The organism is Dechloromonas agitata is5, from assembly GCF_000519045.1.
Lineage (GTDB): Bacteria > Pseudomonadota > Gammaproteobacteria > Burkholderiales > Rhodocyclaceae > Azonexus > Azonexus agitatus.
Window position 1 is genome coordinate 193,840 of sequence record NZ_KI912532.1, and the last position, 25,867, is coordinate 219,706.

A 25,867-nucleotide genomic window follows, 5' to 3' on the forward strand; every position below is an offset into this window, starting at 1 on the left:
TAGGTTACGGCCATTATAGGAAAAAACTAGAAAAATTAAATAGGTACACCACCTTTTTTAGAATGTTTCTCAGATGCCGAACGCAAGCACATGACAACAGAGTAAACATCCAAAAACAAAGAAGGGGCCGAAGCCCCCTCTCAACTCGTTGACCTTAAACGGGAATCAGGCGAAGTCGAGCGCCCTGACGGCCGAGCCGATATCGACATGCTGCCCGAGGTCGGCCAGCAGTTCCTTCATGTCCAGAATCAGCACGATCTGCCCGTTGGACAAGGTCGTCACCCCTGCAACGCCACGCGGACGGAAGTCTTCCAGCGACTTGATCACCGCATCGTCTCGCCCGGCAAAGCTATCGACACCGAGGATGAAGCTGCGCTCGGCAGTCTGCATGAACACGCCATACTCCGGATCGCGTTCGAGCGGCCAGCCTAGCAGACGGGAAAGCGTGATGACCGGCAGGACCTCGCCCCGCACAACCAACGTTTCCTTGCCGCCGACCTCCTGAATGCGCGACTTGTCGATTGGCAGGATCTCGCGTACCAGCGACAAGGGCAGGGCGAACGGCTGATCGCCCAGCAGCACCAGCAGCACCGGCAGAATCGCCAAGGTCAACGGCAGCGAGATGATGAAAACGGAGCCCTTGCCCGGTTCGGAGCGAATCTCGATCGAGCCGTTCAGCTTCTGAATATTGGTTTTCACGACATCCATGCCGACACCACGGCCGGACACGTCGGAAATCTGCGTTTTGGTCGAGAACCCCGGCAGGAAAATCAGGTTCAAACTCTGCCGCTCATCCAGGACGTTCGCCTCTTCTTCCGAAATCAGCCCCTTCTCGATGGCCTTCGCCCGGATGCGCTCGGCGCTCATGCCCTTGCCGTCATCGGCAATGATCAGCACGATGTGATCACCCTCCTGGCGCGCCTCGAGACGAACCAGGCTCTTCGACGGCTTGCCGGCCGCCAGGCGCTCGGTCGGCATCTCGACGCCGTGGTCGACCGCATTGCGGATCAGGTGGATCAGCGGATCGGCCAGATCCTCGATCATCGTCTTGTCGACCTCGGTCTCCTCACCGGCCAGCACCAGCTCGACATCCTTGCCCAACTGGCGAGCCAGATCGCGGGCAATGCGCGGGTACTTTTGGAACAGGCGGCCAATGGGCTGCATGCGGGTCTTCATGACCGAGTTCTGCAGATCGGAAACCAGCAGGTCGAGCTGGCTGACTGCCTGATCGAGAGCGTGCAGCGTCTCGGAATCATTCTTGCCGGCCAGGATATCAGCACGCAGGCTGGTCAGGCGGTTCTTGGTCAGGCCGATTTCGCCCGACAAGTTCAGCACTTGGTCAAGACGGGAGGTATCGACCCGGATGGTGTTCTCGCGTACCCGCTCCTCGGCACGCCGGGCATTGACCGGTTGACCGCCCGGACGGTCAGTGGCGCGACGACCGTAGGGCGAAGCCGCAGTGGCTTGCCCGGCATCGGCCGGCATGCCGGCCGCCGGCACCACGGCAATTTCGGCCGCCGCGGCCGGTGCCGGCGCCTTGGCCAGCACTTCGCCTGTTGCAGCCTGCTGCGGCGCCGCTGCCTGGCCAGTCACGGCCGCGTGCAGGACATTCCAGTCCGGCTCCCCGGGGGTGACAGGCGGCACTGCTTCAGCAACCGGCGGCGGCGCACTCGCGGGAGCCGCGGCGATGACCGGTACCTCGCCGGCCAGGGCACCCTGCAGCGCGGCAAGCACGCCCGGATCAGCTGGCTGTGGCTGAACCATCTGCCCCAACTCGCCGAACATTTCGCGAACCCCCTTGGTGGCCGCCATGATGACGTCCATCAACTCCGGCGTCAGTTCCAGCTCACCGTTGCGCAGGCGGTCGAACAGGTTCTCTGTCAGGTGGCACAGGGTCACCAGTTCGGTCGCATTGAGGAAGCCCGCCCCCCCCTTGACGGTGTGAAAGCCCCGAAAAATATCGTTGAGCAATCCGCGGTCATCCGGCATTTTTTCCAGATCGACCAGCTTGTTGTCGACATCGGACAACAAGTCGCTCGCCTCCTGCAGAAAATCGTGCAGGAGATCTTCCATGCCGCTAAAGTCACTCATAGTGCCCCTCCTCAGAATCCGAGGCTGTCGAGCAGGTCATCCACCTGCGCCTGGTTTACCACAACATCGGAACGCCCTTCGGCGTTCACGACCGGCCCATTCATCAAACTGGCCACCTCCCCAGTCCGCTTGGTTTCCGGCACAACCTCGAGCAGCACCCCCATCAGCCCGGCCTCCAGTTCCTGCGCGAGGGCGACAACCTTCTTGATGACCTGGCCGGTCAAATCCTGAAAATCCTGCGCCATCATGATTTCGGTCAACTGGGCATGTGTCGCTCGGGTCTTGGCGGGGATGTGATCCTTCAGATGCGCCCGCGTTTCCTCGGCCAGTTGCTTGAACTCGGCGACACCGAGTTGGTTGGCGAACGCCTTGTCCCAGCGAGCCGCCAGGGCTGAAGAAGAGCTCTCAATCTCGTCGACCAGCGGGCCGGCAATATCGGTCGCATTGAGCACCCGGCAAGCCGCCTGCTCGGTCAGGTTTGCGACGTAGGCCAGGCGGTCCTTGGCATCAGGCAGGGCGGAGACAGTCTGCTCGAGCAGTTTGTCGTATCCCAGTTGGCCCAGGGTATCGTGCAATGCGCGTGCCATATGGCCGATGCGATTGAAGACCGCTTCCTGCTTTGGCCATTCTTCGCCGCCAGAGGCGGTCTCGGCGGCGTCCGGTTGGATGTTCGCTGGCTCAGCCTGCGTTTGGGGCGTCACCGTTTCGGCAGCGATGCTGTCGAACAGCGCCTGCAGGTCGTCAGAATCCGCATTGGCTGCAGCAGCGGGCTCAGGTGCGGGTGCGGGCGCCGGTGTGGCAGCGGGCGGGGCGTAATCGGAAGCGATCGATTCGAAGAGGGCTTCCAGATCGGCGGAATCGTTGGTGGCAGACATGCTATCCCCTTAGGCCTGGCCCATTTTCTCGAAAATCTTGTTCAGCTTTTCGGAAAGCGTTCCTGCAGTAAAGGGCTTGACGATGTAGCCGCTTGCCCCGGCCTGGGCAGCAGCGATGATGTTTTCCTTCTTGGCTTCAGCCGTGATCATCAAGACCGGCAAGTGTTTGAGGTTTGGCGTTGCCCGGATGGTTTGCAGCAAGGTCAGGCCATCCATGTTCGGCATGTTCCAGTCGGTGACGACGAACTCGAAGCCGCCGGCCTGCAGCTTCTGCAGGGCGATGGCCCCGTCCTCGGCCTCATCGACATTGGTAAAGCCGAGCTCCTTCAACAGATTGCGGACAATACGGCGCATCGTGGAGAAATCATCCACCACCAGAAAACGCATTTTGGGATCAGCCATCGACTACTCCAGAAACTCTTGTTTGTTATCGTTCAATTAGCGGGCGCAAGGTATCGGCCAGCGCTTCGGCATCGAATTTCGCCACGTAGGCGTCGACACCGACCGCCTTGCCCATGGCGCGATTTGCCTCGGAAGAGAGGGAGGAGTGCATGACCACAGGCACCCCTTCGAACCGGGGATCGGACTTGATGTTCTTGGTCAGCACATAACCATCCATCTCGGGCATTTCGGCATCGACCAGAATCAGGCGCACGTCGTCGCGAATGTTGCGCCCCATCTGCATGGCGTGCGCAGCGATGCCCTGCAGCCGCGTCCAGGCCTCCATGCCGTTCGTCGCATGCTTGTGGCGGACACCGAGCTTGTCGAGTACCTCCGAAATCTTGCGTCGGGCAACGATCGAGTCATCGACGAAGAAGACACTGGTATCGGGATCGACACGCGCCGGCGGGATATCGACGATCATCGCCTCACCGAAAGCGTTGGCCAGTATCTGTTCGACATCGAGAATGGAAACCAGGCCGCCATCCTCTAGTTCGATGACTGCCGTGATCAACCCCTGGTTGGCCGACAAAACGCTTTCCGGTGCCTTAACGCGCTCCCAATCGACCCGGATAATGCGATCGACCTCATGCACCAGGAAGCCGAGGGTGCGCTTGGAGTATTCGGCGACCATCATGGTCTTGCCACGCCCCGGCTGGGTATCGAGATGCAGGAATGGCGCCAGCGACAGGACCGGGATCACGTTGCCGCGCAACGAGATGAGCCCCTCGACGCCGCGCGGCATGTTGGGGGTCTTGGTAATGTGCGGCGTACGCCCGACCTCGCGCACCTTGAAGACGTTGATGCCGAAAATCTCGCGCGTCCCGAGCGTGAAAAGCAGGATTTCCATTTTGTTGGAACCGGCCAGCCGCGTCCGCGCATCAACACTATCCAGAAGATTCTTGTTCTCAACGAGGTTCATCGTTCACTCCCGCTCTCAAGCCGAGACGACCGGCGCGATATCAACGCCCAGACGACGCGCCAGGGTTTCCGACAAGCGCAGTGGTTCAAACTTGGGCACGTATTCATCGACGCCGACCGACATCCCGAGCTTCTGATTGGACATACCCGACAGGGACGAATGCATGACCACCGGAATCCCGTTGAAGCGGGGATCGGATTTGATTTTCTTGGTCAGGATGTAGCCATCCATTTCCGGCATCTCGATATCGGTCAGCACCAGATTGATGATCGCAGATGCCGGCTTGCCAACTGACTGCGCATAGACGGCAACCTTCTCCATCTCTTCCCACATCTGTCGGCCGTTGACCGCCGCAACCCCCTTGACGCCCATGGCAACGAGCGTGCGTTCGATCTGCTTGCGGGCGACACTGGAATCGTCGCAATAGAAAACCGTGCAGTCCGGGCGATCAACCGGAACCACGCCGCGATACATGATCTCGTTATCGATGCTGGTGGTCTCGGAGAGCACCTTCTCGACATCCATCATCATCACCAGACGGTTATCTTCCAGTTCCGTCACCGCCGTCACCAGACCGCCGGTCTGGGCGGTCAGCATTTCGGGCGGCACCCGCATCTTGCTCCAGTCCAGGCGCAGGATGGTGTCCACCCCCTCGACCAGAAAACCCTGGGTGTGACCGTTGTACTCGGTCACGATCATGATTTCGCGCGGCGTACTGGCCGCAATGCCGGAGTACTTGGCCAGGTCGATCACCGGCACCAATGCGCCGCGCAGACTGACCATTCCCTCGACCGACGAAGGCATGTCTGGAGCGGCGGTGATGGCCGGCGTGCGCATGACTTCACGAACCTTGAAGACGTTGATGCCATAAGTCTCGCGGCGGCCGGTACGCTGGTCCACTCCGAGAAAGAAGAGCAGGATTTCCAGCTTGTTCGTCCCCGCCAGCTTGGTTCGCGCATCAATATTCTTCAGTAGTTCCGACATCGTCTTCCTTTCGCATGCTGCCAGGCTCAGGCTTGCCTCCGGCAACTTCTTGGCAGCGAAGCCTGCCCCTATCTTTGTTCACCAGGCCATCATTATATTAACGGCAGGCCACCTACAACATTTAGGAAATCTGAAACAATTTACCAAAGTTAGCAATATCGAGCACCTGCTTTACGTTGCCACGCACCCCGCTCAGGGCGACTTCCTTGTTGGCACCACCCAGTTTATCCCGCAACATCAACAACATACCCAGCGCAGAACTATCGAGGTAATCGACTCCGGAAAAATCGACAACGACCGAGCGTACAGCAGCGTCGGTCACCAAGGGCTCGTAGGCACTGCGGAATTCGCGATGCGTATTGAAATCGAAACGACCAGCCAGCTTGATGGTTGCCTTGCCAGACTCGTTAAGAACGCTTGCTTGCATGAGTATTCCTATCCAAAAAGAGCAAATCTCACATTAGTTTAAACCTTTACCCACCGAGAACAAGCCATTGTTCCTAGGCAGGAGCGGCGGCGAGCACCCGTCGGGCTATCTCATCGAGGGGGTATTGCTCCTCGACCGCACCGATCAGATAAGCCTCGCGCGGCATGCCATAGACGACGCAACTGCCTTCATCCTGTCCGAAGGTCCGGGCACCGGCCTGGCGCATGCGCAACAACCCCTGGGCACCATCCTTGCCCATGCCGGTCAGGATCACCCCGATCGCCTTGCGGCCGACCAGACTGGCGGCCGAGTCGAACAGGACATCGACCGAGGGACGGTGCCGATTGACCGGCGGGGTCGACGCCAGTTCGATGGCGTAACCGTTGGTGGTCCGCTTGATCTGCATGTGGGAATGACCCGGCGCGATGTAAACCGTTCCGGGTTCCACCTTTTCGTTGCCCTGGGCCTCGATGACGCGCGGTGCGCAGAGGCTGTCCAGGCGCCGGGCGAAGGAGGCTGTGAAAGCCTCCGGCATGTGCTGAACGATCAGGATGGGGGGGCAATCGGCCGGTACACCGAGCAGGAAATCCTTGATCGCTTCCGTGCCACCGGTCGAGGCACCGAGGAAAATGATCTTGCCACTGTTTCCCAAGCCGGCTTTCGGCGCCACCGCCGGTTTTACCGTCGACATGGCAGCGGACGCAGCCGCCGGGCGGCGCAGACGAGCGCCCTTGGCGGCGCGAATTTTATCGATGAGTTCTTCCGCATAGTTCTCCATGCTCCTCCCGCCATCGGACCGCGGCTTGCCGATGAAATCGATGGCGCCCAACTCCAGGGCCTTCAGTGTCGTTTCCGAGCCCGCCTCGGTAAAGGAGGAGACCATCACCACCGGCATCGGCCGCAGGCGCATCAGGCGCTCGAGGAACTCCAGGCCATCCATTTTCGGCATCTGGACATCCAGGGTCAGGACGTCCGGATTCAGGGCCTTGATCATCTCCCTCGCCGTCGGCGCATCCGGTGCCGCTCCGACCACCTCCATGTCGGGCGCCGTAGCAATCATCTGGCTCAGCAGGCCGCGCATCAGGGCGGAATCGTCAACCACCAGGACTCGGATCTTTTGGGGCATTTTGTTATCTATTAATGGGTTCTAGGCGCAATCCACGAGCGGCGTCTCAAATGAACAATTCCACTTCGCCTTCCATCTTCGCTCCCGAAAGCCGGGTCTTGTAATCGTTTTCGCGGTTGAAGAGAGTGTCGTTGTGCACGCGGTGCAGTTTCTTGACAAGAACCCGGCCAGTCTGCGGGAAATAGTAGATTTTCCGTGGGTAGGAATCCAGCAGGTCCTTGGCGACTACCGGAATTTTCTCGGTTTTCAGGAAGTTCAGGACGAACTCGGCATTGCGCACCCCGACGTTGCTGCTCGCCAAGCTGGCCAGCACGGCCCCGCCGCCGAAGACCTTCGCCTCCAGGCGATTACGGCGCGCCCCGAGCTTGAGCAGGTGGTTGATCAACACCTCCATGGCGTAGGTGCCATAGCGCGCCGAACTCCCGACGGTGTCGCGCCCCCCGTCATCCGGCAACATGAAATGATTCATGCCGCCGATGCCCGAGTCTGTATCGCGAATACAGGCCGCAACACAGGAGCCGAGAACAGTGACCAGCAAAGCCTCCCGATTGGCGACAAAATACTCGCCCGGCAAAATCTTGGCAGCCTCCAGACCGAACTTGCGGTCGAAGTAGCAGTTCGTTGCGAGATTTTCGTCGTAGCCGTGTTGCACAGCTGCTTTTCCCTATCGTGCGCTGGCCAGGGTGTAAACGGTCTTGCCCTGCGACCGGAACAGATCGGCCGCATGCAGGAAACTCTCCGAATGTCCGGCGAACATCAGGCCATCCGGCTGCATGAGCGGTGCGAAGCGCGACAGGATCTTGTACTGGGTCGGCTTGTCGAAGTAAATCATGACGTTCCGGCAGAAAATCACGTCGAGCGGCCCCTTCACGGCATAGCTCGCGTCGAGCAGGTTGATGCGCTGAAACTGGATCAAGCTCTTTAGCTCCGGACGCACCGAGACAAAGCCCTCCTGTGCCCCCGTACCGCGCAGGAAAAACCGGCGCAGGCGTTCCGGCGACAGCTTCTCGACGCGCTCGGCCGGATAGACGCCCTTTTGCGCCGTGGCCAGCACATTGGTGTCAAGGTCGGAGGCGACGATGGAGACATGCGAGGCGTTGGCACCAAAGGTTTCGAGCACCGTGATCGCGATCGAATAGGGCTCCTCGCCCGTCGAAGCAGCCGAGCACCACACCCGGATCGGGCGCCGGTTGCCGAGCTTGCGCAGATGTTCGGCGAAGATCGGAAAGTGGTGTGGCTCGCGGAAGAAGGAGGTGAGGTTGGTGGTCAACGAATTGACGAAACGCTCCCACTCGTCACCACCGTTCTTTTCCAGGGCATCGAGATACTCAGCAAAGGACTGCTTGCCGGTCGCCCGCAAGCGACGGGCCAGGCGGGAATAGACCATATCCTGCTTGACCGGTGACAGCGAAATCCCGGCATGCTGATGAATCAGCTTGCGCACGCGCTCGAAATCGGCTGGTGAAAACGAGAATTCCCGAACGGTGGCATCCCGCTTCGGCAGGCTGGAAGACAGCGCCGAGCGCAAGGGCGAAACAGGGGGAATTGTTTTCTTCAAATCGCTCATGATCAGAACTCTTCCCATTCGTCGTCGAGGCTGGTCGGCATGTTTGCCTTGCGTCCCCCCAGCCGCGCATTGCGTGGCGCCTGCTTTGGGGCGGAGGCCGAACGCGGTGCCGCCAGGCGTGGCGCAACCGCACCGTCGTCCAGTTTGAAGACAGCCACGACCTGGGCCAGATTGCCCGCTTGCTCTTCCAGGCTCTCGGCCGCTGCCGCCGCCTCTTCGACCAGGGCCGCGTTCTGCTGCGTCACCTCGTCCATCTGGCTGACCGCCAGACTGACCTGCTCGATGCCCGAGCTCTGCTCGCGACTGGCATCCGAGATGTCGCCCATGATCTTGGCCACCCGCTTGATGCTGCTGACGACTTCTTCCATCGTCCGTCCGGCCTGGTCCACCAGGCGGTTACCGGCTTCGACCTTGTCGACCGAGTCCGAGATCAGCCCCTTGATTTCCTTGGCTGCCGCGGCGCTGCGTTGCGCCAGATTGCGGACCTCGGTGGCGACAACTGCGAAGCCGCGCCCCTGTTCCCCGGCCCGTGCCGCTTCAACCGCCGCATTGAGCGCCAGGATGTTGGTCTGGAAGGCGATGCCGTCGATCACCCCGATGATGTCGGCAATCTTGCTGCTCGATTGGTGGATGGCACTCATCGTGTCGACCACCTGGCCGACCACTTCGCCGCCCTTGACCGCCACCTGTTGTGCCGTCCCGGCCAGTTCGTTGGCCTGCCGCGCGTTGTCGGCATTCTGCTTCACCGTGCTGGTCAGCTGCTCCATGCTGGACGCCGTTTCTTCCAGGCTGCTCGCCTGTTCTTCCGTCCGGCTCGACAGGTCCTGATTGCCCGACGCAATCTCCTTCGCCGCCGTGTTGATCGCGTCCGTCGCTTCCTTGATCTGCCCGACGATTTCCTGCAGGCGGGCGACCGTGGCATTGGTATCGTCCTTCAACTGTCCGAAGGTCCCGGCATAGTCGGCGGTGATGTTCTGTGACAGATCGCCACCGGCGATCGCCGACAGCACCCGGCCGACATCCTCCAGCCCCTGCTGACTGGTATCGAGCAGGCGGTTAAGGTCTTCCGCCAGTTTGAGGAAGAAACCTGTCTTGCCAGCGACATCGACCCGGCGGCTGAACTCGCCATTGGCCGCAGCGCCGACGATGCCGGCGACCTCTTTCTCGACAGCGATTTCAGCCGTCCGGTCACGCCATTCTCCGACCGTACCGAGGCGCTCGTTACGCTCACTGACGATCGGATTGGTGGTCACCATATAAACACGGTCACCGATTGCCAGTTCCGAACGCCGAGTCTCGTTCAGGTTACGCAGGCGCTCCAGGGCTTCCTCGCGGTTTTCGCGATAGAAGACACCCAGGTCGCTCCCCACCAGGGCATTGGCTGTAAAGCCGGGAATGTAGGCGCGCAAGGCGTCCTCCATTTCGCCGCATGCCTTGAGCAAGGCGCGGTTGGCATAGATGATGCGCCCCTCGTTGTCGGCAATGCGGACCGGGCTATCCACACAGTCGAGACCGATCTTGATGCGCAGGTTCTCCTCGGCAACACGGGCCGCCTCGGCGACATTGAAGCCCTGCTGGATCTGCATCGACTGCAACCCCTGCAGCACCTTCCCCATCTCATCGTTACGGGAAATATCGACGTTGCGGGTGTAATCCCCGTTAGCCAGGGACTTGAAGGTAGCCAGCACATCGGCAATCGGACGGGTCACTGTCTGGATCAAGGCACGGGCAACCAGGACGCCGATCGCCAGCGCGATAACGCCGGCCAGCACCATCCACAGCCGGATGCTGGCGTAGGAATTCCCGGCCTCGGCGACCTGGCTCTCGCCCGATGTTCTCAGGTAGTTGAGCAGGCTCTCGATGCCCTGCGAAGCATCGGCATAGGCCGGATCCACATGCTTGTGCCGAATCTCGTTGGCATCGGCATAACGCCCTTCAGCCAGCGCAGCCCGCGCCGGCAGCAAGCCATCCTTGAGATAGCGTTCCCGGGCCTGGTCCAGCACCTCGACCTGTTTCAGGTGCTCACTCGAGCGTACCTGCTTGCGGTAGATGGCCCAGTGCTCGGAAATCGCGGCAATGTTCTTATCGATGGCCGCCAGGTGGGTATCGATCCCATGATCGTGCAATTTGGCGTAGGAGTTGGCCGGATCGTGCTGGAGGGCCGCCAGAATCTGCGTGCGATTGTCCGCCATCAACTTGCCGACGATCGAAATTTCCTGGAGCGGAATGACACGGCGCTCGTAGATGCCGGTCACTTCATCGTTCGTTCGCGACATGCCCCACATGCCCAGCAGGGCCACGACGAGCAAGGCTGCCAGCATGAGCCCGAAGCCGCTCATCATTCGCGCCTTGAGCGACAGGTTGGCGAACAGCGAATCGCCGCCCTTGACTACCGCGCCGTGGCGGATGCGCAAGCCGCCGGCCCGCTGCTCGCGGAACAGGCGATAGGCCTCTTCCGCCGCCCGAACCTGCTGCGCTGCCGGCTTGCGACGAACCGACATGTAGCCGTCGTGATTGCCAGCGGCATCGTGGGTCGGCGTGGCCGTCGCCAGCACCCAGTAATAATCGCCATTCTTGCAGCGGTTCTTGACCAGCCCCGTCCACGGGCGCCCGTCCTTGAGGTCACGCCACATGTCCTCGAATGCTTCGACCGGCATGTCGGGGTGGCGGACGATATTGTGCGGTTCGCCCAGCAGCTCCTGCTCAGTAAAGCCGCTGATCTGCAGGAAATCACGGTTGATATAGGTGATCCGCCCCTTCAGATCGGTCTTGGAGACAATCAGGGTATCGTCGTTGAGGGGAATCTCGACGTTGGTTATCGGTTGGTTGTTGCGCACTGCTCGCTCCTCGTCTTATCAGGCGTCTGGCTGGCCATTCAGAACTCTTCCCATTCGTCGTCATCCAGCGCTTTGGGCACTGCCACGCGAGTGCCCACCGGGGCGGATTGCAGACGGACCGGTTCATGGTGCGGCAACGCCACCCGACGCGGCTCGCGGCGCGCCGGCTGGCCAGCCACCGGACCGCCGTTCAGGCGGAACACCGCCACGGACTGGGCCAGATTGCCCGCTTGCTCTTCCAGGCTCTCGGCCGCTGCCGCCGCCTCTTCGACCAGGGCCGCGTTCTGCTGCGTCACCTCGTCCATCTGGCTGACCGCCAGACTGACCTGCTCGATGCCCGAGCTCTGCTCGCGACTGGCATCCGAGATGTCGCCCATGATCTTGGCCACCCGCTTGATGCTGCTGACGACTTCTTCCATCGTCCGTCCGGCCTGGTCCACCAGGCGGTTACCGGCTTCGACCTTGTCGACCGAGTCCGAGATCAGCCCCTTGATTTCCTTGGCTGCCGCGGCGCTGCGTTGCGCCAGATTGCGGACCTCGGTGGCGACAACTGCGAAGCCGCGCCCCTGTTCCCCGGCCCGTGCCGCTTCAACCGCCGCATTGAGCGCCAGGATGTTGGTCTGGAAGGCGATGCCGTCGATCACCCCGATGATGTCGGCAATCTTGCTGCTCGATTGGTGGATGGCACTCATCGTGTCGACCACCTGGCCGACCACTTCGCCGCCCTTGACCGCCACCTGTTGTGCCGTCCCGGCCAGTTCGTTGGCCTGCCGCGCGTTGTCGGCATTCTGCTTCACCGTGCTGGTCAGCTGCTCCATGCTGGACGCCGTTTCTTCCAGGCTGCTCGCCTGTTCTTCCGTCCGGCTCGACAGGTCCTGATTGCCCGACGCAATCTCCTTCGCCGCCGTGTTGATCGCGTCCGTCGCTTCCTTGATCGACGCGATGATCTGCACCAGGTTGTCGACAGTCGAATTGGCATCGTCCTTGAGCATGCCCAGCATGCCCTGGTAATCACCATCGATCTTTTGCGTCAGGTCGCCTTGGGCCAGGCGAGCGAACATGGCGCCCACATCGCCCAGCGCCTTGCTGTTGGCTTCCAGCAGGTTGTTGATGCCATCGGAAATCTGCCGGAAGAAGCCGCTCATCTCGGCGGTGTCGAGGCGGCGACTGAAATCCCCCGAGGCGGCCGCCGAGATGATGCCGGCCACCTCCTGCTCGATATTCACCTCGGCTGTCCGGTCGCGCCATTCAACCGCCGTACCCAAGCGCTCGCCCGTATCGCTGACGATCGGACAGGCGACCAGCGAGAAATGGCGGCCGCCAACGGTGATCTCCGTCCGGTGCACACTCTTCAGCGAACCGAGCAGATTGCGTTGATGCGCCGGATTCTTGTGATAGATGTCGAAGCTGGAGCCGAGAATGGCATCCGCCCGGAAATTGGGCAGTTGCTTGCGCAAATCGGCCTCGGCCAGACGCATCATCTCCAGCACCGAGTTATTGCAATAGATGATCTTGCCGTCGGGATCGGCCACCATGACGCTGTTGGATGTCACGTCCAGCGCGACCTTGATGCGCAAGGTTTCCTGCGCGGCCTTGCGCTCGGTCTCGATGTTGGCCTTGAGTTCGCTCTGCATGCGGTTCAGGGCGCCCATCAGGACAGCTGACTCGTCATTGCCGACGACATCGATCTGGTTGTCGAGTTGCCCCGCCGCAACGCGCTCGGCGACGCCGACCGCGTTCGCGATCGGACGGGTGATGCTGCGTCCCAGAATGTAGGCAAAGGCAGCAATCAGGCTCAGGACGAGGGCTACCAGACCCACCATCAAGCGAACCGACCACTGGAAGTCGGCCTGGGCTGTTTCATACAAGCCACGGCCGGTCGTCGCGTAGTACTCGCGCAGGGCATCGGCAGCCGCCTTGGCATCGCGGTAGGCCGGCTCCACCACGGTCGAATAGATCCTGGACGCCGCCATGAAGTCGCCCTGATTCAGGGCTGCACTGGCCGCCATCAGGCCATCCTTGACGTAGATGCCGCGCTTTTCTTCATAGACTGTCGCCAGCTTTTGCTCCTCATCATTGAGGCCGCGCGCCTTGAACTGTTTCCACAAAGCAGTAATTTCATCGCGGTTCTTGACGATTGCCTCCGTATGCCGGCTCAGCGGGTGATCATGCAGGGCCGCCTGGCGACCTTCCGGATCGTGCAGCAGGCCGGCCGCCACCGACTGGCTGTTCTCGGCCATCAAGGCCTGGATGCGCAGGACAATGACGCCCGGCTCCAGTTTGTCGGCGAATACCGACTTGGTTGCCTGGTTGATGTCGCCCATGTAATAGACGGCAACCAGGATCAGCACCGCGAACCAGAAGGCCATGCCAAGGGCCTGCCAGACCAGCCGGGTTCCGATCTTCATACGGTTGAGCATGGTGATTCCCTTTTCCGGTCAACTCGACGCCGAAGCGTCGTCAATCAATTCCATATCGGCACTGGTCATCAGGCGTTCGATATCGGTGACGATCATCATCCGGCCATCGACCGTGGCCAGCCCCAGAATGTATTTGGTATCGAAGCTGCCGGAGAAGTCGGGAGCCGGCCGGACTTGCACAGGCGTCAGCGAAATGACATCGGATACGCTGTCGACCACGGTACCGATGACTCGCCCGGCGATGTTGAGGATGATGACGACGGTGAATGGCGTGTACTCGATCTTGCCCAGATTGAACTTGATGCGCATATCGACGATCGGCACGATGGTTCCGCGCAGGTTGATCACGCCCTTGATGAAGGGCGGTGCATTGGCAATCAGGGTTGGCTGCTCGTATCCGCGGATTTCCTGCACTTTCAGGATATCGATTGCATATTCCTCGCAGCCCAGCGTGAAGGTCAGATACTCGTTGGCGACCAGGTCCTCGTCGCTTGTTGGGTTACCGGTTTGCGTCATCGCTTCCATTCGTTTCTCCTCGATTCAGCCGTCAACCGGCTTTCTGCACACTGCTCTTGGCCATGCCGGCGATCGCCGAGACATCCAGGATCAAAGCCACATGCCCGTCGCCCATGATGGTGGCGCCGGAAATCCCCGGCACGCGACGATAGTTCGCCTCCAGGCTCTTGATCACCACCTGGTGCTGCCCGACCAGGGCATCGACGAACAGGGCCGCCTTGATGCCATCGGCGTCTATGACGACCATGATGCCCTGCGAGAAATCGCCCGACTGCGGCTTGAGGTTGAACAACTCGTGCAACACGACGACCGGCAGGTATTCGCCGCGCACCTGGATCACCCGCGCCTGGTTGGAGAGGGTCTTGATGTCGCCCAACTGCGGCTGGAAGGATTCGACGACATAGGATAGGGGCAGGATGTAGGTCTGATCCCCAACCGCAATCGACATGCCGTCCAGGATGGCCAGCGTCAGCGGCAGACGGACCGTCATGCGGGTGCCGACGCCGAGCATCGAGTCGATCTCGACCCGGCCGCCCATCGACTGGATGTTTCGGCGGACCACGTCCATGCCGACACCGCGCCCGGAAACGTCCGTGATCTGCTCGGCGGTCGAGAAACCGGCTTCGAAGATCAGGTTGAAGACCTCCTGATCGGTCATCTGATCGGAAACCTGCAAGCCGCGTTCGCGGGCCTTGGCGAGAATCTTGTTGCGCGGCAGGCCGGCACCGTCGTCGCCCACCTCGATGACGATATTGCCGCCCTGGTGGTAGGCCTTGAGCGTAATCGTCCCGACCGGACTCTTGCCGGCGGCGATCCGCTTCTCGGGTAACTCGATGCCGTGATCGAGGCTGTTGCGGATCAGGTGGGTCAGGGGGTCGGCGATACGCTCGATCAGGCTCTTGTCGAGTTCGGTCGTCTCGCCCGTCGTCTTCAGTTCGACCTGCTTGCCCAGCTTGCCGGAAAGATCGCGGACGACCCGCGGGAAGCGCGAGAAAACGAAGGAAATCGGCATCATGCGGATCGACATGACCGATTCCTGCAGGTCGCGGGTATTTCGCTCCAACTGGACGAGCCCGCTGAGCAGGCGCTCCGGGGCGTTTTCCTGCATCTGGGTTGCCGTTTGCAGCAACATGGCCTGGGTGATCACCAGTTCGCCGACCAGATTGATCAGCTGGTCGACCTTTTCGACACTGACGCGAATGGAGGAATCGCTGGCCGATGCGGCGGGTGATGCCTTGCTGGCACGCCCGCGAGGTTCAACCGTCGCTTTTTCGTCCGGTGCCGAGACAACGGCCGGGGAAGGCGCAACAACGGCGGGCGAGGCATCGGATGCAGCGACGGGGGGCAGCGGAGCAAAAAAACCGAAGCCGTCGCCCTCCTCAGCCGCCGGCGGTTCCGCCGCAGGCAGCGTCGCAACCGGCTCGAAGAAACCATAGCCTTCGCCTTCTTCGACCGGCGGAGCCGCTGGTGCAGGAACGACGTCCGGCAGGGGTTCGAAGAAACCGTAGCCATCGCCGTCAGGGGCAACGGCCGATGCTTCGCTGACCGGCTCCCCCGGCGGTTCGAAGAAGCCATAACCCGGATCGCTTTCCGGCGCTCCCGGCGAATCGTCGAAGAAGCCAAAGGCAGCATCATCGGCCGCAGCGGACGGCTCATCCTCGAGTACACGCCAGGCGCCATTGTCGGCAATGAAATCGACCTGGTCGGCAAAAGCCTCCTGTCCGACATTGCAACTGAGGCGCACCTGCCAATAACCAACGTCATGCACGCCGGCGACCGGCTGGGTGAGGATCTCCAGCGTACCGAGTGCGGCCAGTTCATCGAGGAGCTGCTTGACGCCATCGCCCTTTGCCGAAACCTCGGTTGGCACGAACTGGATATTGAACCGGCGCTTGCCACCAGTGGCGGCATTCGCGGTGACGGGCTCCGAGGCCGCCGGCCGGGCCGGAGCAGCGGCCGGTTGATCGCTGGATAACTGGCGTAATCGGGCACAAATCGCCTCGACGGCTGCCGCATCGACCGCCCCACGGCCCTGATGCGCTTCCAGCATGTCGCGCAGCAAATCACCGCATTCGAGGAAGGCATCGACCATTTCAGCGCGCAAGCCAAGTTCCTGCCGGCGGATGCGGTCCAGCAGATTTTCCAGAATGTGCGTGGTTTCCGCCAGATCGGTGAAACCGAAAGTACCGGCGCTTCCCTTGATGGAATGCGCCGCGCGGAATATGGCGTTGAGCTGTTCCGGATCCGGGTTGCCGACATCGAGATCGAGCAATAACCCTTCCATCGCCGCCAGGTGCTCCGCCGATTCCTCGAAGAACACCTGATAGAACTGACTCATGTCGATAGCCATGCTACCCCCCGAGCACGGCCGCCTGAATCGGGCAGCCGAATGTGGAATGCGAATGATCCACGATAGCGTGGATCAACCGGCACCTGCCTAGCCGATCACCTTACGCACGACTTCGATCAGTTTTTGCGGGTCGAACGGCTTGACCAGCCAGCCCGTCGCGCCGGCCGCGCGGCCCTGGGCCTTCATCGCGTCGGAAGATTCCGTGGTCAGCATCAGGATCGGCGTCTTGCCGTACTGCGGCATGGCGCGCAGATTCTTGATCAAGGTCAGGCCATCCATGCGCGGCATATTCTGGTCGGTCAGCACCAGATTGATGCTCTTGGTCTTGGCCTTCTCCAGACCGTCCATTCCGTCGACCGCCTCAACCACATCGTAACCGGCGCTCTTCAGCGTGAAGGACACCATTTGACGGATGGATGCAGAATCATCAACTGCAAGAACGGTTTTTGCCATCTCTACCTCGCGAAATATTCAGAAAAGCTCGACGTCGCCGCTGGCGAAGCCGGTTTGATTGACAGGATTATTATCTACCTTTTGCGAAATTACACCCATTTTCTGAGAAATCTGGTCGACGTGTTGACAGATTTCAGAAAGCGCCGCCAAGGCCGCCAGCGAGTCGCCGGAGTTGTTCAGTACCGCCGCCATTTTTTGTTCGTCAGCCAGGATTTCGTCCATCACCTCAAGGCGGCGTCCGACATGGCCAAGCAGCTGGGTGACCATGTCCTGGAACTGCAACGACACGATAGCCTGATTGACCGACTGCTCGACCTGTTCCGCAATCACGTTCAATTCACTGACCGTATCGCCCGTCCTCCGGTTCATTTCGTTGATACCAAGCATCGCGTTTTCGACATCGTTCTTCGAGGTCAGCGCGAAGGTCATGTCCTGGGCCGCCATCTGGTTGATGGCCTGCTCGGTGGCCTCGATGTTGGCCTGCATTTTGAGCAGTGAATCACGTATCTGCTGACTGAAATGGCTGGTCCGGCTGGACAGGTCGCGCACCTCATCGGCCACCACCGCAAAGCCGCGCCCGGCCTCACCGGCCCGTGCCGCCTCGATGGCCGCATTGAGAGCAAGCAGGTTGGTCTGCTTGGAGATTCCTTCGATCTCGCCCAGCATGCCGCGCACCTCACTCATCTGGCTGCTGATGCGGTCAGTCATTTCGACCAGGGACATCGCCAACCGGGAATTCTCGACGACGCTCTCGACAAACTGGCGCAGCGTTTCGGAAGTCTTCGTCGCAAAGCCCTGGAATTCGCTGACGGAACCATCTGCGACACCAGCGCCGACCACCTGCATGCCGAGCAACTGCTGGCGCTGGATTTGTGTGTTCATGCCATGAAAACTGGCGACCAGCTTGTCGATCGCCTCGCTGAAGATGTCCTGCGCCCGGCGGATTTCCTGACGCATCGCCTCGACCTGGCGGGTAGCTTCAGACGATACATGAACGATGGCCTGGCCACTGCGCTCAACGATTTCATGCCTTGCCGCAAGGAGGTTGTCAGCCTCGCCGTTCTGTCGATCCGCTGCCACCAGCGAACGCGCGAGCAGCAACCAGCCCCCCGCCACGGCGACCAGGGCGGCAATGACGGCTAACGAGCGGGCTGTGGGATCGGCTGCCAGCAGAACCCCGAGAACCAGGCCAGACCAGCCGAAGCCAAACCACATCATCTTGCTGCTATGCGCCACACGCCCCCCCTCGATGTTGGTTCGACTCAACCGGCGGTACCCTTGCCACTCCCCGGCAAACTCAAGCCCTCGGGCAGGATCTCTTCGCCGCCCACCTCGGACTCTGGCCCCTCTTCCTGCAGAATCGCCAGCTCGGTCTTCCGGTTCAGCACGACGATGCTGATCCGGCGATTCACCGAATTCAACGGATCGTTCTTGTCGAACAGGACAGTCGACGCCAAGCCGACCACGCGCAATACCTTGCTGTCATCCATACCGCCCTGTACCAGCTCGCGACGCGAGGCATTGGCCCGGTTGGCCGACAACTCCCAGTTCGAGAAACCCTTTTCACCGCCCGCAAACTGGGCGGCATCAGTGTGCCCAGCCAGGCTGATGCGGTTGGATACCCCGTTCAGCGCCTTGCCGATCTGACGCAGGATGTCCCTTGTATATGGCTTCAGATCGGCACTGCTCGAATCGAACATCGGCCGGTTCTGCTCGTCGACAATCTGGATGCGCAAGCCTTCCGACGTGATATCGAGCAACATCTGTTTCTTGAACTGGGCCAGTTGCGGGCTTTGCTCAATCATCTTCTCGATATCGCGCTTCAGGAGTTCCAGGCGCTCCTGCTCCTTGCGGCGGAACTCGGCCTGGGCCTCCTTGGAGAACGACGTCGATTTCTTCGCCTCGACATCGCCGCGCTTGACCTGACCGGACTGGCGGGTCAAATCCTTGCCCCCGCCCTGCAAGACGCTGGTCGCGTCACCCGAACCCGCCCCACCTTGCTGAGAAACCTTCAAGGGATTCTGAAAAAAATCCGCAATGCCCTGCAAATCACCCTTGGCGGTCGAACCGAGCAGCCACATGAGCAGGAAGAAGGCCATCATCGCCGTCACGAAGTCGGCATAGGCAATCTTCCAGGCGCCACCATGCCCGCCGCCGGCGACGACCTTCTTGCGCTTGATGACTATGGGGCGAGTGGAATCGTCGCTCATCGCTGATCTCTGATGCGCCAGCCGGGCTTACTTGCCCTTGCGCGCCTTGAGTTCTTCTTCCAGTTCCCGGAAGCTGGGGCGGTTATGGGAATCCAAGGCCTTGCGACCGAATTCGATGGCCACCTGAGGGGCATAACCGGACATGGAAGCGAGCAGCACCATCTTGATGCAGCGGTAAATGGTCGCCCCTTCCTGCGCCTTCTGCTCAAGCAGTTTGGCGACGGGCTCGACGAAGCCGTAGGCAATCAGAATACCGAGGAAAGTACCGACCAGTGCGCCACCGATCATCTTGCCGAGCACGGCCGGCGGCTGCCCGACGGAGCCCATGACGTTCACCACCCCCATCACCGCCACGACGATACCGAAAGCCGGCACGGCACCGGCCACGCTGGCCACGACATGGCTCGGCTCGATGGCTTCATGATGGTGCGCCTCGAGTTCGACATCCATCAGGCTTTCGATTTCAACGGTATTCAGGTTGCCACCGACCATCATGCGCAAGTAGTCGGTCGTGAATTCCATAATGTGATGATCCTGAACCAGAGTCGGATACTTGGAAAAAATCGGGCTGGCCTCGGGATTCTCAATGTCCCCCTCGATGGACATCAGGCCTTCCTTGCGGACTTTGGCCAGAATCTCGAACAACATCGCCAGCGTATCGATGTAGAAGGCCTTGTTGAACTTGGAGCCCTTCAGAATCCCGGGAATTGCACCAACCGTGGCCTTGATGACGGAAATGTTATTGGCGGCGACGAAATAACCGATGACGAGGCCGATGATGGCGACATATTCAGTTGGTACCCAGAGGGCCAGCAGGCTGCCGTGGATGGCGTAAGTTCCCAACGCCGCAGCCAAAATTATGACGTACCCAACAATCAGAAACATTCAAGCCCCCTCGCGCCGGTCCGTCGACCTGCGCCAATCCACCCATGATCAGTCCTGCTATTGTAGCCACATGGCTTGCCACTGTGCAAAGAAAGCCCGCCAGACGGGCAACTCCAGCGTATTTCAGGCGCCCGGTGCTAAACTTCCCGGCATTCGACTCTGCCTGTTCTGCCGTGATCCACTATTGCATCCGCTGCGGCGCCAGCGTCTCCCTGCGCATTCCGGCCGGTGACTCGCTACCACGCCATGTATGCCAGGCCTGCGGCCACATCCATTACGAGAATCCCCGCCTGGTCATCTGCTGCGTTGCCGAGTGGGAAGGCAAAATCCTGCTCTGCCGGCGCGCCATCGAACCGCGCCATGGCTACTGGACGCTGCCTGGCGGCTTCATGGAAAACGGAGAAACCACAGCCGAAGCAGCCGTTCGCGAAACCCGCGAGGAGGCCGGCGCCGAAGTTACCGTCGATGCGCCTTTTGCGATGGTCAACATCCCTCACATCAATCAAGTGCATCTCTTCTATCGCGGCCGGCTGCGTTCGCCAGATTTCATGGCGGGGGAAGAGAGTCTCGAAGTGCAGCTGCTTTCGCCGAGCGAAATCCCCTGGCCGGATCTGGCCTTCCGTAGCGTCACCCTGTGCCTCGAACGCTATCTGCGTGACCGGGAAGCGCAACGCTTCAGCTTTCACGAAGCAGACTTGCCCCCGCTGTAGGCCGCTAGTCTCCCGAGCCGCATTCCAGCACGAACGACATGCGAAAACTGCGCCCCTGCGCCACCTGCGGCAGCGAAGCATCACGCAGTGCCGCCTTTAAACTGGACAACGCACGGGCATCGAGTTCCGTATCACCACTGGAATGCATCAGCCTGACTTCGGAGCCACCGGCCGGCCCGTAGTACGCAATCGACAGCTTCACGGTACCTTTTCCACCAGAGGGGTGCAGACTCCCCACGTGACGAAGTCGGCGCGCCAGCAGCAGACGGAACTCCCGCTCGACATCTGCCGGCAAGGCCGGATCGGACTCGCCCTGCAGATCGGTGGGTCGTTGGGAAACCGCTGAATGGACTGCCCGCGGCGGAGGGTATTGCCCTCGGGCGCTTGCCCGCCTCACCGCCCTGGTTTGGCGGTCCGGCGCCGACCAGGGCAGGGCTTCAACTGGCGCGGTTGGCGTTCTTCGCCCGCCGGGCCGGGCTGGCGTCGAATGGATGTCATCCGGCCGCACGCCCAATCTGGCGCGTAACGCCACCCCCTCGGTTGACGGCGGCACCGGAAGGAGCAGCACCCGGTCAAACAACGAGGTGATAAGCAGCAAGTGAACGGCAACCGATATGACAAATGCACGGAACATGCTGCATGGTGCTACGGCGCTCGAAAAAAACAAACCCCTGCCGGAGTCCGGTCAGGGGTTTGGCTTCTCCCAAAGAGGGGAGGGTAATCCCCCCAGAATTAGGGGCGATCAGAAGTAGAGCTACGCGGCCATGGCCAGCCGCTGTTTTGGCGTGATGCCGCCCAAGGCCATGTTTGGGCGGTCGTGATTGTAGTCGTACATCCACTGGGTGGCGAAGAGCTGGACTTCATCGAGGTCTGCCCAGCAATATTGCGATAGCCACTCGTAGCGCACTGTCCGGTTGAAGCGCTCGACGTAGGCGTTCTGCTGGGGCTTGCCCGGCTGGATGTAATCCATCTTGATCTGCCGCTTTTCTGCCCAGTTTTGCACCAGGCCGCTGATGTTCTCCGGGCCATTGTCACATCGAATGGCGGCTGGTTTCCCCCGCCATTCGATGATCTGCTCCAGGGCACGGATCACCCTCTCGGCCGGCAGCGAGAAATCGATCTCGATGCCCAGGGCTTCCCGGTTGAAGTCATCGATCACATTGAACAACCGGAAACAGCGCCCGTCTTCGAGCTGGTCATGCATGAAATCCATAGACCACACCTGGTTGATGGCAGTCGGCACGGCCAGCGGTTCCGGTTTCTCCCGCACCAGCCGTTTCCTGGGCTTGATCCGCAGATTCAATTCCAACTCCCGGTAAATCCGATACACCCGCTTGTGATTCCAACCAAAGCCCTTCACGTTGCGCAGGTACAGGAAGCACAGCCCAAATCCCCAGTTGCGGTGGTTGTCGGTTAGCCGCATCAGCCAGTCGGCGATTTCCTCATTCTCGGCATTCTTCTTGGCCGAATACCGATAGCAGGTCTCGCTCACCTGGAAAATGTCGCAGGCCAAGCGGATCGAAATTCGCTTTCCGGCCACCACTTCCTTGGCCATCTCACGCCGGCGAGATGGCCGACCTACTTTTTTCCCAGGTACTCCTTCAGAATATCCGCCTTCAGGCGCTCCTCGGCGTACATCTTTTTGAGCCGCGCATTCTCGGCTTCCAACTCCTTCATCCGGGCCATCATGGACACGTCCAGGCCGCCGTATTTCGCCCGCCATTTGTAGAACGTCGCCGAGCTGATTCCCAACTCCCGGCACAACTCCGGCACCGATAGCCCACCCTCGACCCGCTTCAACGCCTCGATGATCTGGCTGTCCGAAAACTTCGACTTCTTCATGCAGAACTCTCCCTTTACGAGAAAATTCTACCTCTGACCGCCTTTATTGGCCGGGGGGATTACCGGAGCACCGGCGTTACTTGCCGAGTTTGCGCGACTCTTCTTCCACCTTGTTCGAGTACATCTTGCCCATGACGGCACCGATGACCAACACACCGATGATGACGACCAGGCTCATCAGGCCGATGTCACTACCAAACAACAGTTCCCACGCCATAAGTTACCTCCCTGTAACGAATAAAAACTACCTTGCCGGTTGCGCCGTCAGGCGCAAGGGCTCATCCGAATCGGCCAGCCATTCGCCGTGCAGGCGCCACTGACCGGCCGGGTCCTCGATGGACACCAGCCAGCGACCGCCGACCTCACCCTGCAACTTGCCACTGTAGAAACCCTGCCCTTCCGACACCATGGCCAGCGTCTGATCCTGGCCCGCCCGGGTCGGATGGGCCAGACGCAGATCAATGGCCTGGGGTATCGCGACCCCCTCGTTGGCCCGGATCAACAGGCGCACGCCTTGGCCCGAGCGCATCAGGTCAGCCTGAAGGCCAAGGCTACTCGCCTGATGGTCGCGCTTCAGCGTCTGATTAACGGCCAATCCCTGTTTGTAATAGTCGTCGGTCACCAAGCCGTCGTAGCTGGCAACAGCCAGCCAGAGCGTCACAACGCCGGCGATGACGACGGCGACCGGGCCGGCCATCAACAACCAGGGCCAGCGCTGCTTGTACCAGGGTTGAACATCGCTACGAAGGGTCATCGTTTGGCTCATGGTCAGGGCATCAGGAAAGTGGCCTTTTCATGAACCGCGATGGCTTCGTGGTTCTCGGCCTTGATATCAAAATAAATGGTGTTGGCGCCCGCCTTGCCGGATTCCGGCGGTACGCGGACGACAATGGTGACCTCGTGATTCTCGGCACTGGCGACATCGACATGCTTGTCACCGACAATCTCGATACCGTCCATCCCTTCGACCGACAGTACGTAGCGCCTGGGCTCCTCGGTCGTGTTCATGATCTTGAGGTTGTAAACGTTCTCGATGCGGCCATCGTCCGCCTCGCGGGCCAGAAGTGAGCGATCGCGAATCACATCCACTTTGAGCGGCACCCGCGTGGCCAGGGACCAGACCGAGGCGGCGACGATGGCGACCAGGATGGCGGTGTAAAGCAGCACACGGGGACGCAGGATATGACTGACCACTTCCTTCGGTGTGAAATGCTTGGCCAGGGCGTTCTCGGTGGTGTAACGGATTAGGCCGCGCGGCTTGCCAACCTTGTCCATGACCGGATCACAGGCATCGATGCAGGCGCCGCAACCGATGCATTCGTACTGAATGCCATTGCGTATATCGATCCCGGTAGGGCAGACCGCGACGCAGAGGCCGCAATCGACGCAATCGCCGAGCGAATTGGCATCGCCGCCCTTCTTGCGCGCACCGCGCGGCTCGCCCCGTTCCGGGTCGTAGGTAATGACCAGGGTATCCGGATCGAACATCACACCCTGAAAACGGGCATAAGGACACATGTATTTGCAGACCTGCTCGCGCAGAAAACCGGCCTGCATGTAAAGGAAGCCACCGTAGAAGAAGATCCAGAACAACTCCCAGCCGGACAAGCCGAAGGGCAGTGCGGCCAGCAGTTCGTCAACCGGCGTGAAGTAAGCAACCAGCGTAAAACCGGTCCAGATCGAAATCAGCAGCCAAGCAGCGTGTTTGGCCGCCTTCAGGTAGAACTTGCGAGTGGTAAGCGGCCCTTTGTCCAGTTTCATGCGGGCCGAACGATCCCCTTCGATCCGGTTTTCGATCCACATGAAAATCTCGGAATAAACTGTCTGAGGGCAGGCGTAGCCGCAGAACAGGCGTCCGGCAATGGCTGTGAACAGGAAGAGTGCGTAGGCCGAAATGATCAGCAGCAGGGCAAGATAGAACACATCCTGCGGCCACAGAACCAGGCCGAACAAGTAAAACTTGCGCTCGACCAGATGAAGGAGGACAGCCTGCCGGCCATTCCACTCCAACCACGGCGCGCCATAGAAGATGATCTGAGTCAGCCAGACCAGCACCCAACGCCAAGTATTCCACCAGCCCTTGACATCACGAATATAGATCTTCTTGTGCCTCTCGTAGAACGAAACGGGCGCAGGGGCTTGTTGGCCGGAGTTTTCTCTGGGTTCCATGGTGGCTATATCCGTATCGAAATTACGCTAGGGCAGTGCCTGTTCGCTGAACGATCAACGCAATTTGGATACAAATCTGGCGTAGCTGACATGAAAAGCAGCGGGGCGGCCATGCCGCCCCGCTAAGCTTCATTACTTGGCGCCTTGGTTCAAGCTGAGCACGTAGGCCGACAGCAGATGCACCTTGGCGTCGCCGAGGAATTCCTTCCAGGCCGGCATCTGGTTCTGACGCCCCTTGGTGATGGTCTCGGTGATAGCAGCTTCGGACGAACCGTACAGCCAGACCTTGTCGGTCAGGTTCGGTGCGCCAACAGCGTGCATGCCCTTGGCATCCATGCCGTGACAGCCAACGCAACCAGCCGAACCAAAGGTTTCCTGGCCCTTGGCGGCACGTGCCGAGTCATGCGGCAGACCGGACAGGGAACGGACATAGTTCGCCAGATCCTTGATCGTATCGCCCCCCAGCTGCTCATGCGGAGGCATGACGCCCATTCGACCGTTGGCGATGGTCTCCTTGATCTGCTCCGGCTCACCGCCGTACAGCCAGTCGCCATCTGTCAGGTTCGGGAAGCCCTTGGCGCCACGGGCGTCAGCGCCATGGCACTGCATGCAGTAGGTCAGATACAGGCGCTTGCCCATTTCCATCGCTTGCTTGTCGGCCGCCACCGCCTTCAGATCCATGGCCAGATACTTGTCGAACATCGGCTTGACGACGGCGTCCATCTTATCGACTTCGACCTTGTGTTGGCCAACCGAGGTCCAGCCGAGCATGCCCTTGAAGTTGCCCAAGCCCGGATAGAGGGCAAGATAGACGAGCGCGAACACAACCGTGATCACGAACATCCAGCTCCACCACTTGGGCATCGGGTTGTTGTATTCCTCGAGGGTTTCATCCCAGACGTGACCCATGGTCTTGCCCGGCGTGAAAGTCGCCTTGCCCTGTACGATCAGCAGAATGGCGCAGGCGAGAATACTGCCCACGACGATCACGATCACATACAGGTTCCAAAAATCGCTAACGAAATCGCTCATTTGCTTTCCT

At 60.4% G+C, this 25,867-nt stretch carries 24 protein-coding genes; 1 reads left to right on the forward strand and 23 read right to left on the reverse strand.

Features of this window, described 5'->3' with window-relative positions:
• Positions 1-165: 165 nt before the first annotated feature.
• The 17 genes from K420_RS0101000 to motA form a co-directional block, all read right to left on the reverse strand.
• Positions 166-2,091 (reverse strand): chemotaxis protein CheA, encoded by a 1,926-nt coding sequence (locus K420_RS0101000; RefSeq protein WP_027456404.1) that lies wholly within the window; start codon positions 2,089-2,091, stop codon positions 166-168.
• A gap of 11 nt (positions 2,092-2,102) precedes the next feature.
• Positions 2,103-2,966 carry a protein phosphatase CheZ gene (cheZ, locus tag K420_RS0101005; RefSeq protein ID WP_027456405.1) on the reverse strand — a complete coding sequence of 288 codons (864 nt, stop codon included), beginning with the start codon at positions 2,964-2,966 and terminating at the stop codon, positions 2,103-2,105.
• Positions 2,967-2,975: 9 nt separating this feature from the next.
• Positions 2,976-3,368, reverse strand: a complete 393-nt coding sequence (cheY, locus tag K420_RS0101010) for a chemotaxis response regulator CheY (RefSeq protein WP_027456406.1) — start codon at positions 3,366-3,368, stop codon at positions 2,976-2,978.
• A gap of 25 nt (positions 3,369-3,393) precedes the next feature.
• Positions 3,394-4,329 carry a chemotaxis protein gene (locus tag K420_RS0101015; protein WP_027456407.1) on the reverse strand — a complete coding sequence of 312 codons (936 nt, stop codon included), beginning with the start codon at positions 4,327-4,329 and terminating at the stop codon, positions 3,394-3,396.
• A gap of 15 nt (positions 4,330-4,344) precedes the next feature.
• Complete coding sequence (locus K420_RS0101020) at positions 4,345-5,313, reverse strand: chemotaxis protein (protein WP_027456408.1); 969 nt, start codon at positions 5,311-5,313, stop codon at positions 4,345-4,347.
• Between the two features lie 121 nt (positions 5,314-5,434).
• Positions 5,435-5,740 carry an STAS domain-containing protein gene (locus K420_RS0101025; RefSeq protein WP_027456409.1) on the reverse strand — a complete coding sequence of 102 codons (306 nt, stop codon included), beginning with the start codon at positions 5,738-5,740 and terminating at the stop codon, positions 5,435-5,437.
• A gap of 73 nt (positions 5,741-5,813) precedes the next feature.
• Complete coding sequence (locus tag K420_RS0101030; RefSeq protein ID WP_027456410.1) at positions 5,814-6,866, reverse strand: protein-glutamate methylesterase/protein-glutamine glutaminase; 1,053 nt, start codon at positions 6,864-6,866, stop codon at positions 5,814-5,816.
• Between the two features lie 46 nt (positions 6,867-6,912).
• Positions 6,913-7,518, reverse strand: a complete 606-nt coding sequence (gene cheD, locus K420_RS0101035; protein WP_027456411.1) for a chemoreceptor glutamine deamidase CheD — start codon at positions 7,516-7,518, stop codon at positions 6,913-6,915.
• 12 nt (positions 7,519-7,530) lie between these two features.
• Positions 7,531-8,433, reverse strand: coding sequence for a CheR family methyltransferase (locus K420_RS0101040; RefSeq protein ID WP_084019518.1), 903 nt, complete (start codon positions 8,431-8,433; stop codon positions 7,531-7,533).
• A gap of 2 nt (positions 8,434-8,435) precedes the next feature.
• Positions 8,436-11,270: a methyl-accepting chemotaxis protein gene (locus K420_RS21015; RefSeq protein ID WP_027456413.1), complete on the reverse strand. Its 2,835-nt coding sequence runs from the start codon at positions 11,268-11,270 to the stop codon at positions 8,436-8,438.
• Between the two features lie 38 nt (positions 11,271-11,308).
• Positions 11,309-13,690 carry a methyl-accepting chemotaxis protein gene (locus tag K420_RS21020; protein WP_051452901.1) on the reverse strand — a complete coding sequence of 794 codons (2,382 nt, stop codon included), beginning with the start codon at positions 13,688-13,690 and terminating at the stop codon, positions 11,309-11,311.
• A gap of 18 nt (positions 13,691-13,708) precedes the next feature.
• Complete coding sequence (locus K420_RS0101055; RefSeq protein WP_035854354.1) at positions 13,709-14,215, reverse strand: chemotaxis protein CheW; 507 nt, start codon at positions 14,213-14,215, stop codon at positions 13,709-13,711.
• 22 nt (positions 14,216-14,237) lie between these two features.
• Complete coding sequence (locus tag K420_RS0101060; protein WP_027456415.1) at positions 14,238-16,556, reverse strand: chemotaxis protein CheW; 2,319 nt, start codon at positions 16,554-16,556, stop codon at positions 14,238-14,240.
• A gap of 87 nt (positions 16,557-16,643) precedes the next feature.
• Positions 16,644-17,009 carry a response regulator gene (locus K420_RS0101065; protein WP_027456416.1) on the reverse strand — a complete coding sequence of 122 codons (366 nt, stop codon included), beginning with the start codon at positions 17,007-17,009 and terminating at the stop codon, positions 16,644-16,646.
• Between the two features lie 18 nt (positions 17,010-17,027).
• Positions 17,028-18,275 carry a methyl-accepting chemotaxis protein gene (locus K420_RS0101070; RefSeq protein WP_232422714.1) on the reverse strand — a complete coding sequence of 416 codons (1,248 nt, stop codon included), beginning with the start codon at positions 18,273-18,275 and terminating at the stop codon, positions 17,028-17,030.
• Positions 18,272-19,219, reverse strand: coding sequence for a flagellar motor protein MotB (motB, locus tag K420_RS0101075; RefSeq protein ID WP_027456418.1), 948 nt, complete (start codon positions 19,217-19,219; stop codon positions 18,272-18,274). Before motB ends, K420_RS0101070 begins: the two co-directional genes overlap by 4 nt.
• A gap of 27 nt (positions 19,220-19,246) precedes the next feature.
• Complete coding sequence (gene motA, locus K420_RS0101080; RefSeq protein WP_027456419.1) at positions 19,247-20,104, reverse strand: flagellar motor stator protein MotA; 858 nt, start codon at positions 20,102-20,104, stop codon at positions 19,247-19,249.
• Positions 20,105-20,280: 176 nt separating this feature from the next.
• Here motA and K420_RS0101085 point away from each other — a divergent pair, with 176 nt between their 5' ends.
• The gene (locus K420_RS0101085; protein WP_027456420.1) at positions 20,281-20,814 is read left to right on the forward strand and encodes an NUDIX hydrolase; all 534 of its coding nucleotides are present in this window, start codon (positions 20,281-20,283) and stop codon (positions 20,812-20,814) included.
• A 4-nt stretch (positions 20,815-20,818) separates the two neighbouring features.
• Here K420_RS0101085 and K420_RS20355 read toward each other — a convergent pair whose 3' ends face one another.
• The 6 genes from K420_RS20355 to ccoP form a co-directional block, all read right to left on the reverse strand.
• A complete protein-coding gene (locus tag K420_RS20355) occupies positions 20,819-21,016 on the reverse strand; it encodes a hypothetical protein (protein WP_157274959.1) in 198 nt (65 codons plus the stop codon).
• A 552-nt stretch (positions 21,017-21,568) separates the two neighbouring features.
• Positions 21,569-22,656, reverse strand: a protein-coding gene (locus tag K420_RS0101095; protein WP_198293780.1) for an IS3 family transposase whose coding sequence is annotated in 2 segments (ribosomal slippage) — positions 21,569-22,404 and positions 22,404-22,656 — 1,089 coding nt in all. Because the reading frame shifts where the segments join, the coding sequence is not laid out codon by codon here.
• 76 nt (positions 22,657-22,732) lie between these two features.
• Positions 22,733-22,873, reverse strand: a complete 141-nt coding sequence (locus K420_RS19960; protein WP_084019519.1) for a DUF3149 domain-containing protein — start codon at positions 22,871-22,873, stop codon at positions 22,733-22,735.
• Between the two features lie 27 nt (positions 22,874-22,900).
• Positions 22,901-23,410 (reverse strand): FixH family protein, encoded by a 510-nt coding sequence (locus tag K420_RS0101110; RefSeq protein ID WP_232422715.1) that lies wholly within the window; start codon positions 23,408-23,410, stop codon positions 22,901-22,903.
• Positions 23,411-23,424: 14 nt separating this feature from the next.
• Positions 23,425-24,825 (reverse strand): cytochrome c oxidase accessory protein CcoG, encoded by a 1,401-nt coding sequence (gene ccoG / locus K420_RS0101115; protein WP_027456423.1) that lies wholly within the window; start codon positions 24,823-24,825, stop codon positions 23,425-23,427.
• A gap of 132 nt (positions 24,826-24,957) precedes the next feature.
• Positions 24,958-25,857, reverse strand: a complete 900-nt coding sequence (gene ccoP, locus K420_RS0101120; protein ID WP_027456424.1) for a cytochrome-c oxidase, cbb3-type subunit III — start codon at positions 25,855-25,857, stop codon at positions 24,958-24,960.
• Positions 25,858-25,867 lie beyond the last annotated feature (10 nt).

Bases quoted from the DNA above. Each gene is read 5' to 3' on its own strand.
- K420_RS0101000 (WP_027456404.1), bottom strand. From the start codon at position 2,091: ATGAGTGACTTTAGCGGCATGGAAGATCTCCTGCACGATTTTCTGCAG.
- cheZ (WP_027456405.1), bottom strand. From the start codon at position 2,966: ATGTCTGCCACCAACGATTCCGCCGATCTGGAAGCCCTCTTCGAATCG.
- cheY (WP_027456406.1), bottom strand. From the start codon at position 3,368: ATGGCTGATCCCAAAATGCGTTTTCTGGTGGTGGATGATTTCTCCACG.
- K420_RS0101015 (WP_027456407.1), bottom strand. From the start codon at position 4,329: ATGAACCTCGTTGAGAACAAGAATCTTCTGGATAGTGTTGATGCGCGG.
- K420_RS0101020 (WP_027456408.1), bottom strand. From the start codon at position 5,313: ATGTCGGAACTACTGAAGAATATTGATGCGCGAACCAAGCTGGCGGGG.
- K420_RS0101025 (WP_027456409.1), bottom strand. From the start codon at position 5,740: ATGCAAGCAAGCGTTCTTAACGAGTCTGGCAAGGCAACCATCAAGCTG.
- K420_RS0101030 (WP_027456410.1), bottom strand. From the start codon at position 6,866: ATGCCCCAAAAGATCCGAGTCCTGGTGGTTGACGATTCCGCCCTGATG.
- K420_RS0101040 (WP_084019518.1), bottom strand. From the start codon at position 8,433: ATGAGCGATTTGAAGAAAACAATTCCCCCTGTTTCGCCCTTGCGCTCG.
- K420_RS21020 (WP_051452901.1), bottom strand. From the start codon at position 13,690: ATGCTCAACCGTATGAAGATCGGAACCCGGCTGGTCTGGCAGGCCCTT.
- K420_RS0101055 (WP_035854354.1), bottom strand. From the start codon at position 14,215: ATGGAAGCGATGACGCAAACCGGTAACCCAACAAGCGACGAGGACCTG.
- K420_RS0101060 (WP_027456415.1), bottom strand. From the start codon at position 16,556: ATGGCTATCGACATGAGTCAGTTCTATCAGGTGTTCTTCGAGGAATCG.
- K420_RS0101065 (WP_027456416.1), bottom strand. From the start codon at position 17,009: ATGGCAAAAACCGTTCTTGCAGTTGATGATTCTGCATCCATCCGTCAA.
- motB (WP_027456418.1), bottom strand. From the start codon at position 19,219: ATGAGCGACGATTCCACTCGCCCCATAGTCATCAAGCGCAAGAAGGTC.
- motA (WP_027456419.1), bottom strand. From the start codon at position 20,104: ATGTTTCTGATTGTTGGGTACGTCATAATTTTGGCTGCGGCGTTGGGA.
- K420_RS19960 (WP_084019519.1), bottom strand. From the start codon at position 22,873: ATGGCGTGGGAACTGTTGTTTGGTAGTGACATCGGCCTGATGAGCCTG.
- K420_RS0101110 (WP_232422715.1), bottom strand. From the start codon at position 23,410: ATGACCCTTCGTAGCGATGTTCAACCCTGGTACAAGCAGCGCTGGCCC.
- ccoG (WP_027456423.1), bottom strand. From the start codon at position 24,825: ATGGAACCCAGAGAAAACTCCGGCCAACAAGCCCCTGCGCCCGTTTCG.
- ccoP (WP_027456424.1), bottom strand. From the start codon at position 25,857: ATGAGCGATTTCGTTAGCGATTTTTGGAACCTGTATGTGATCGTGATC.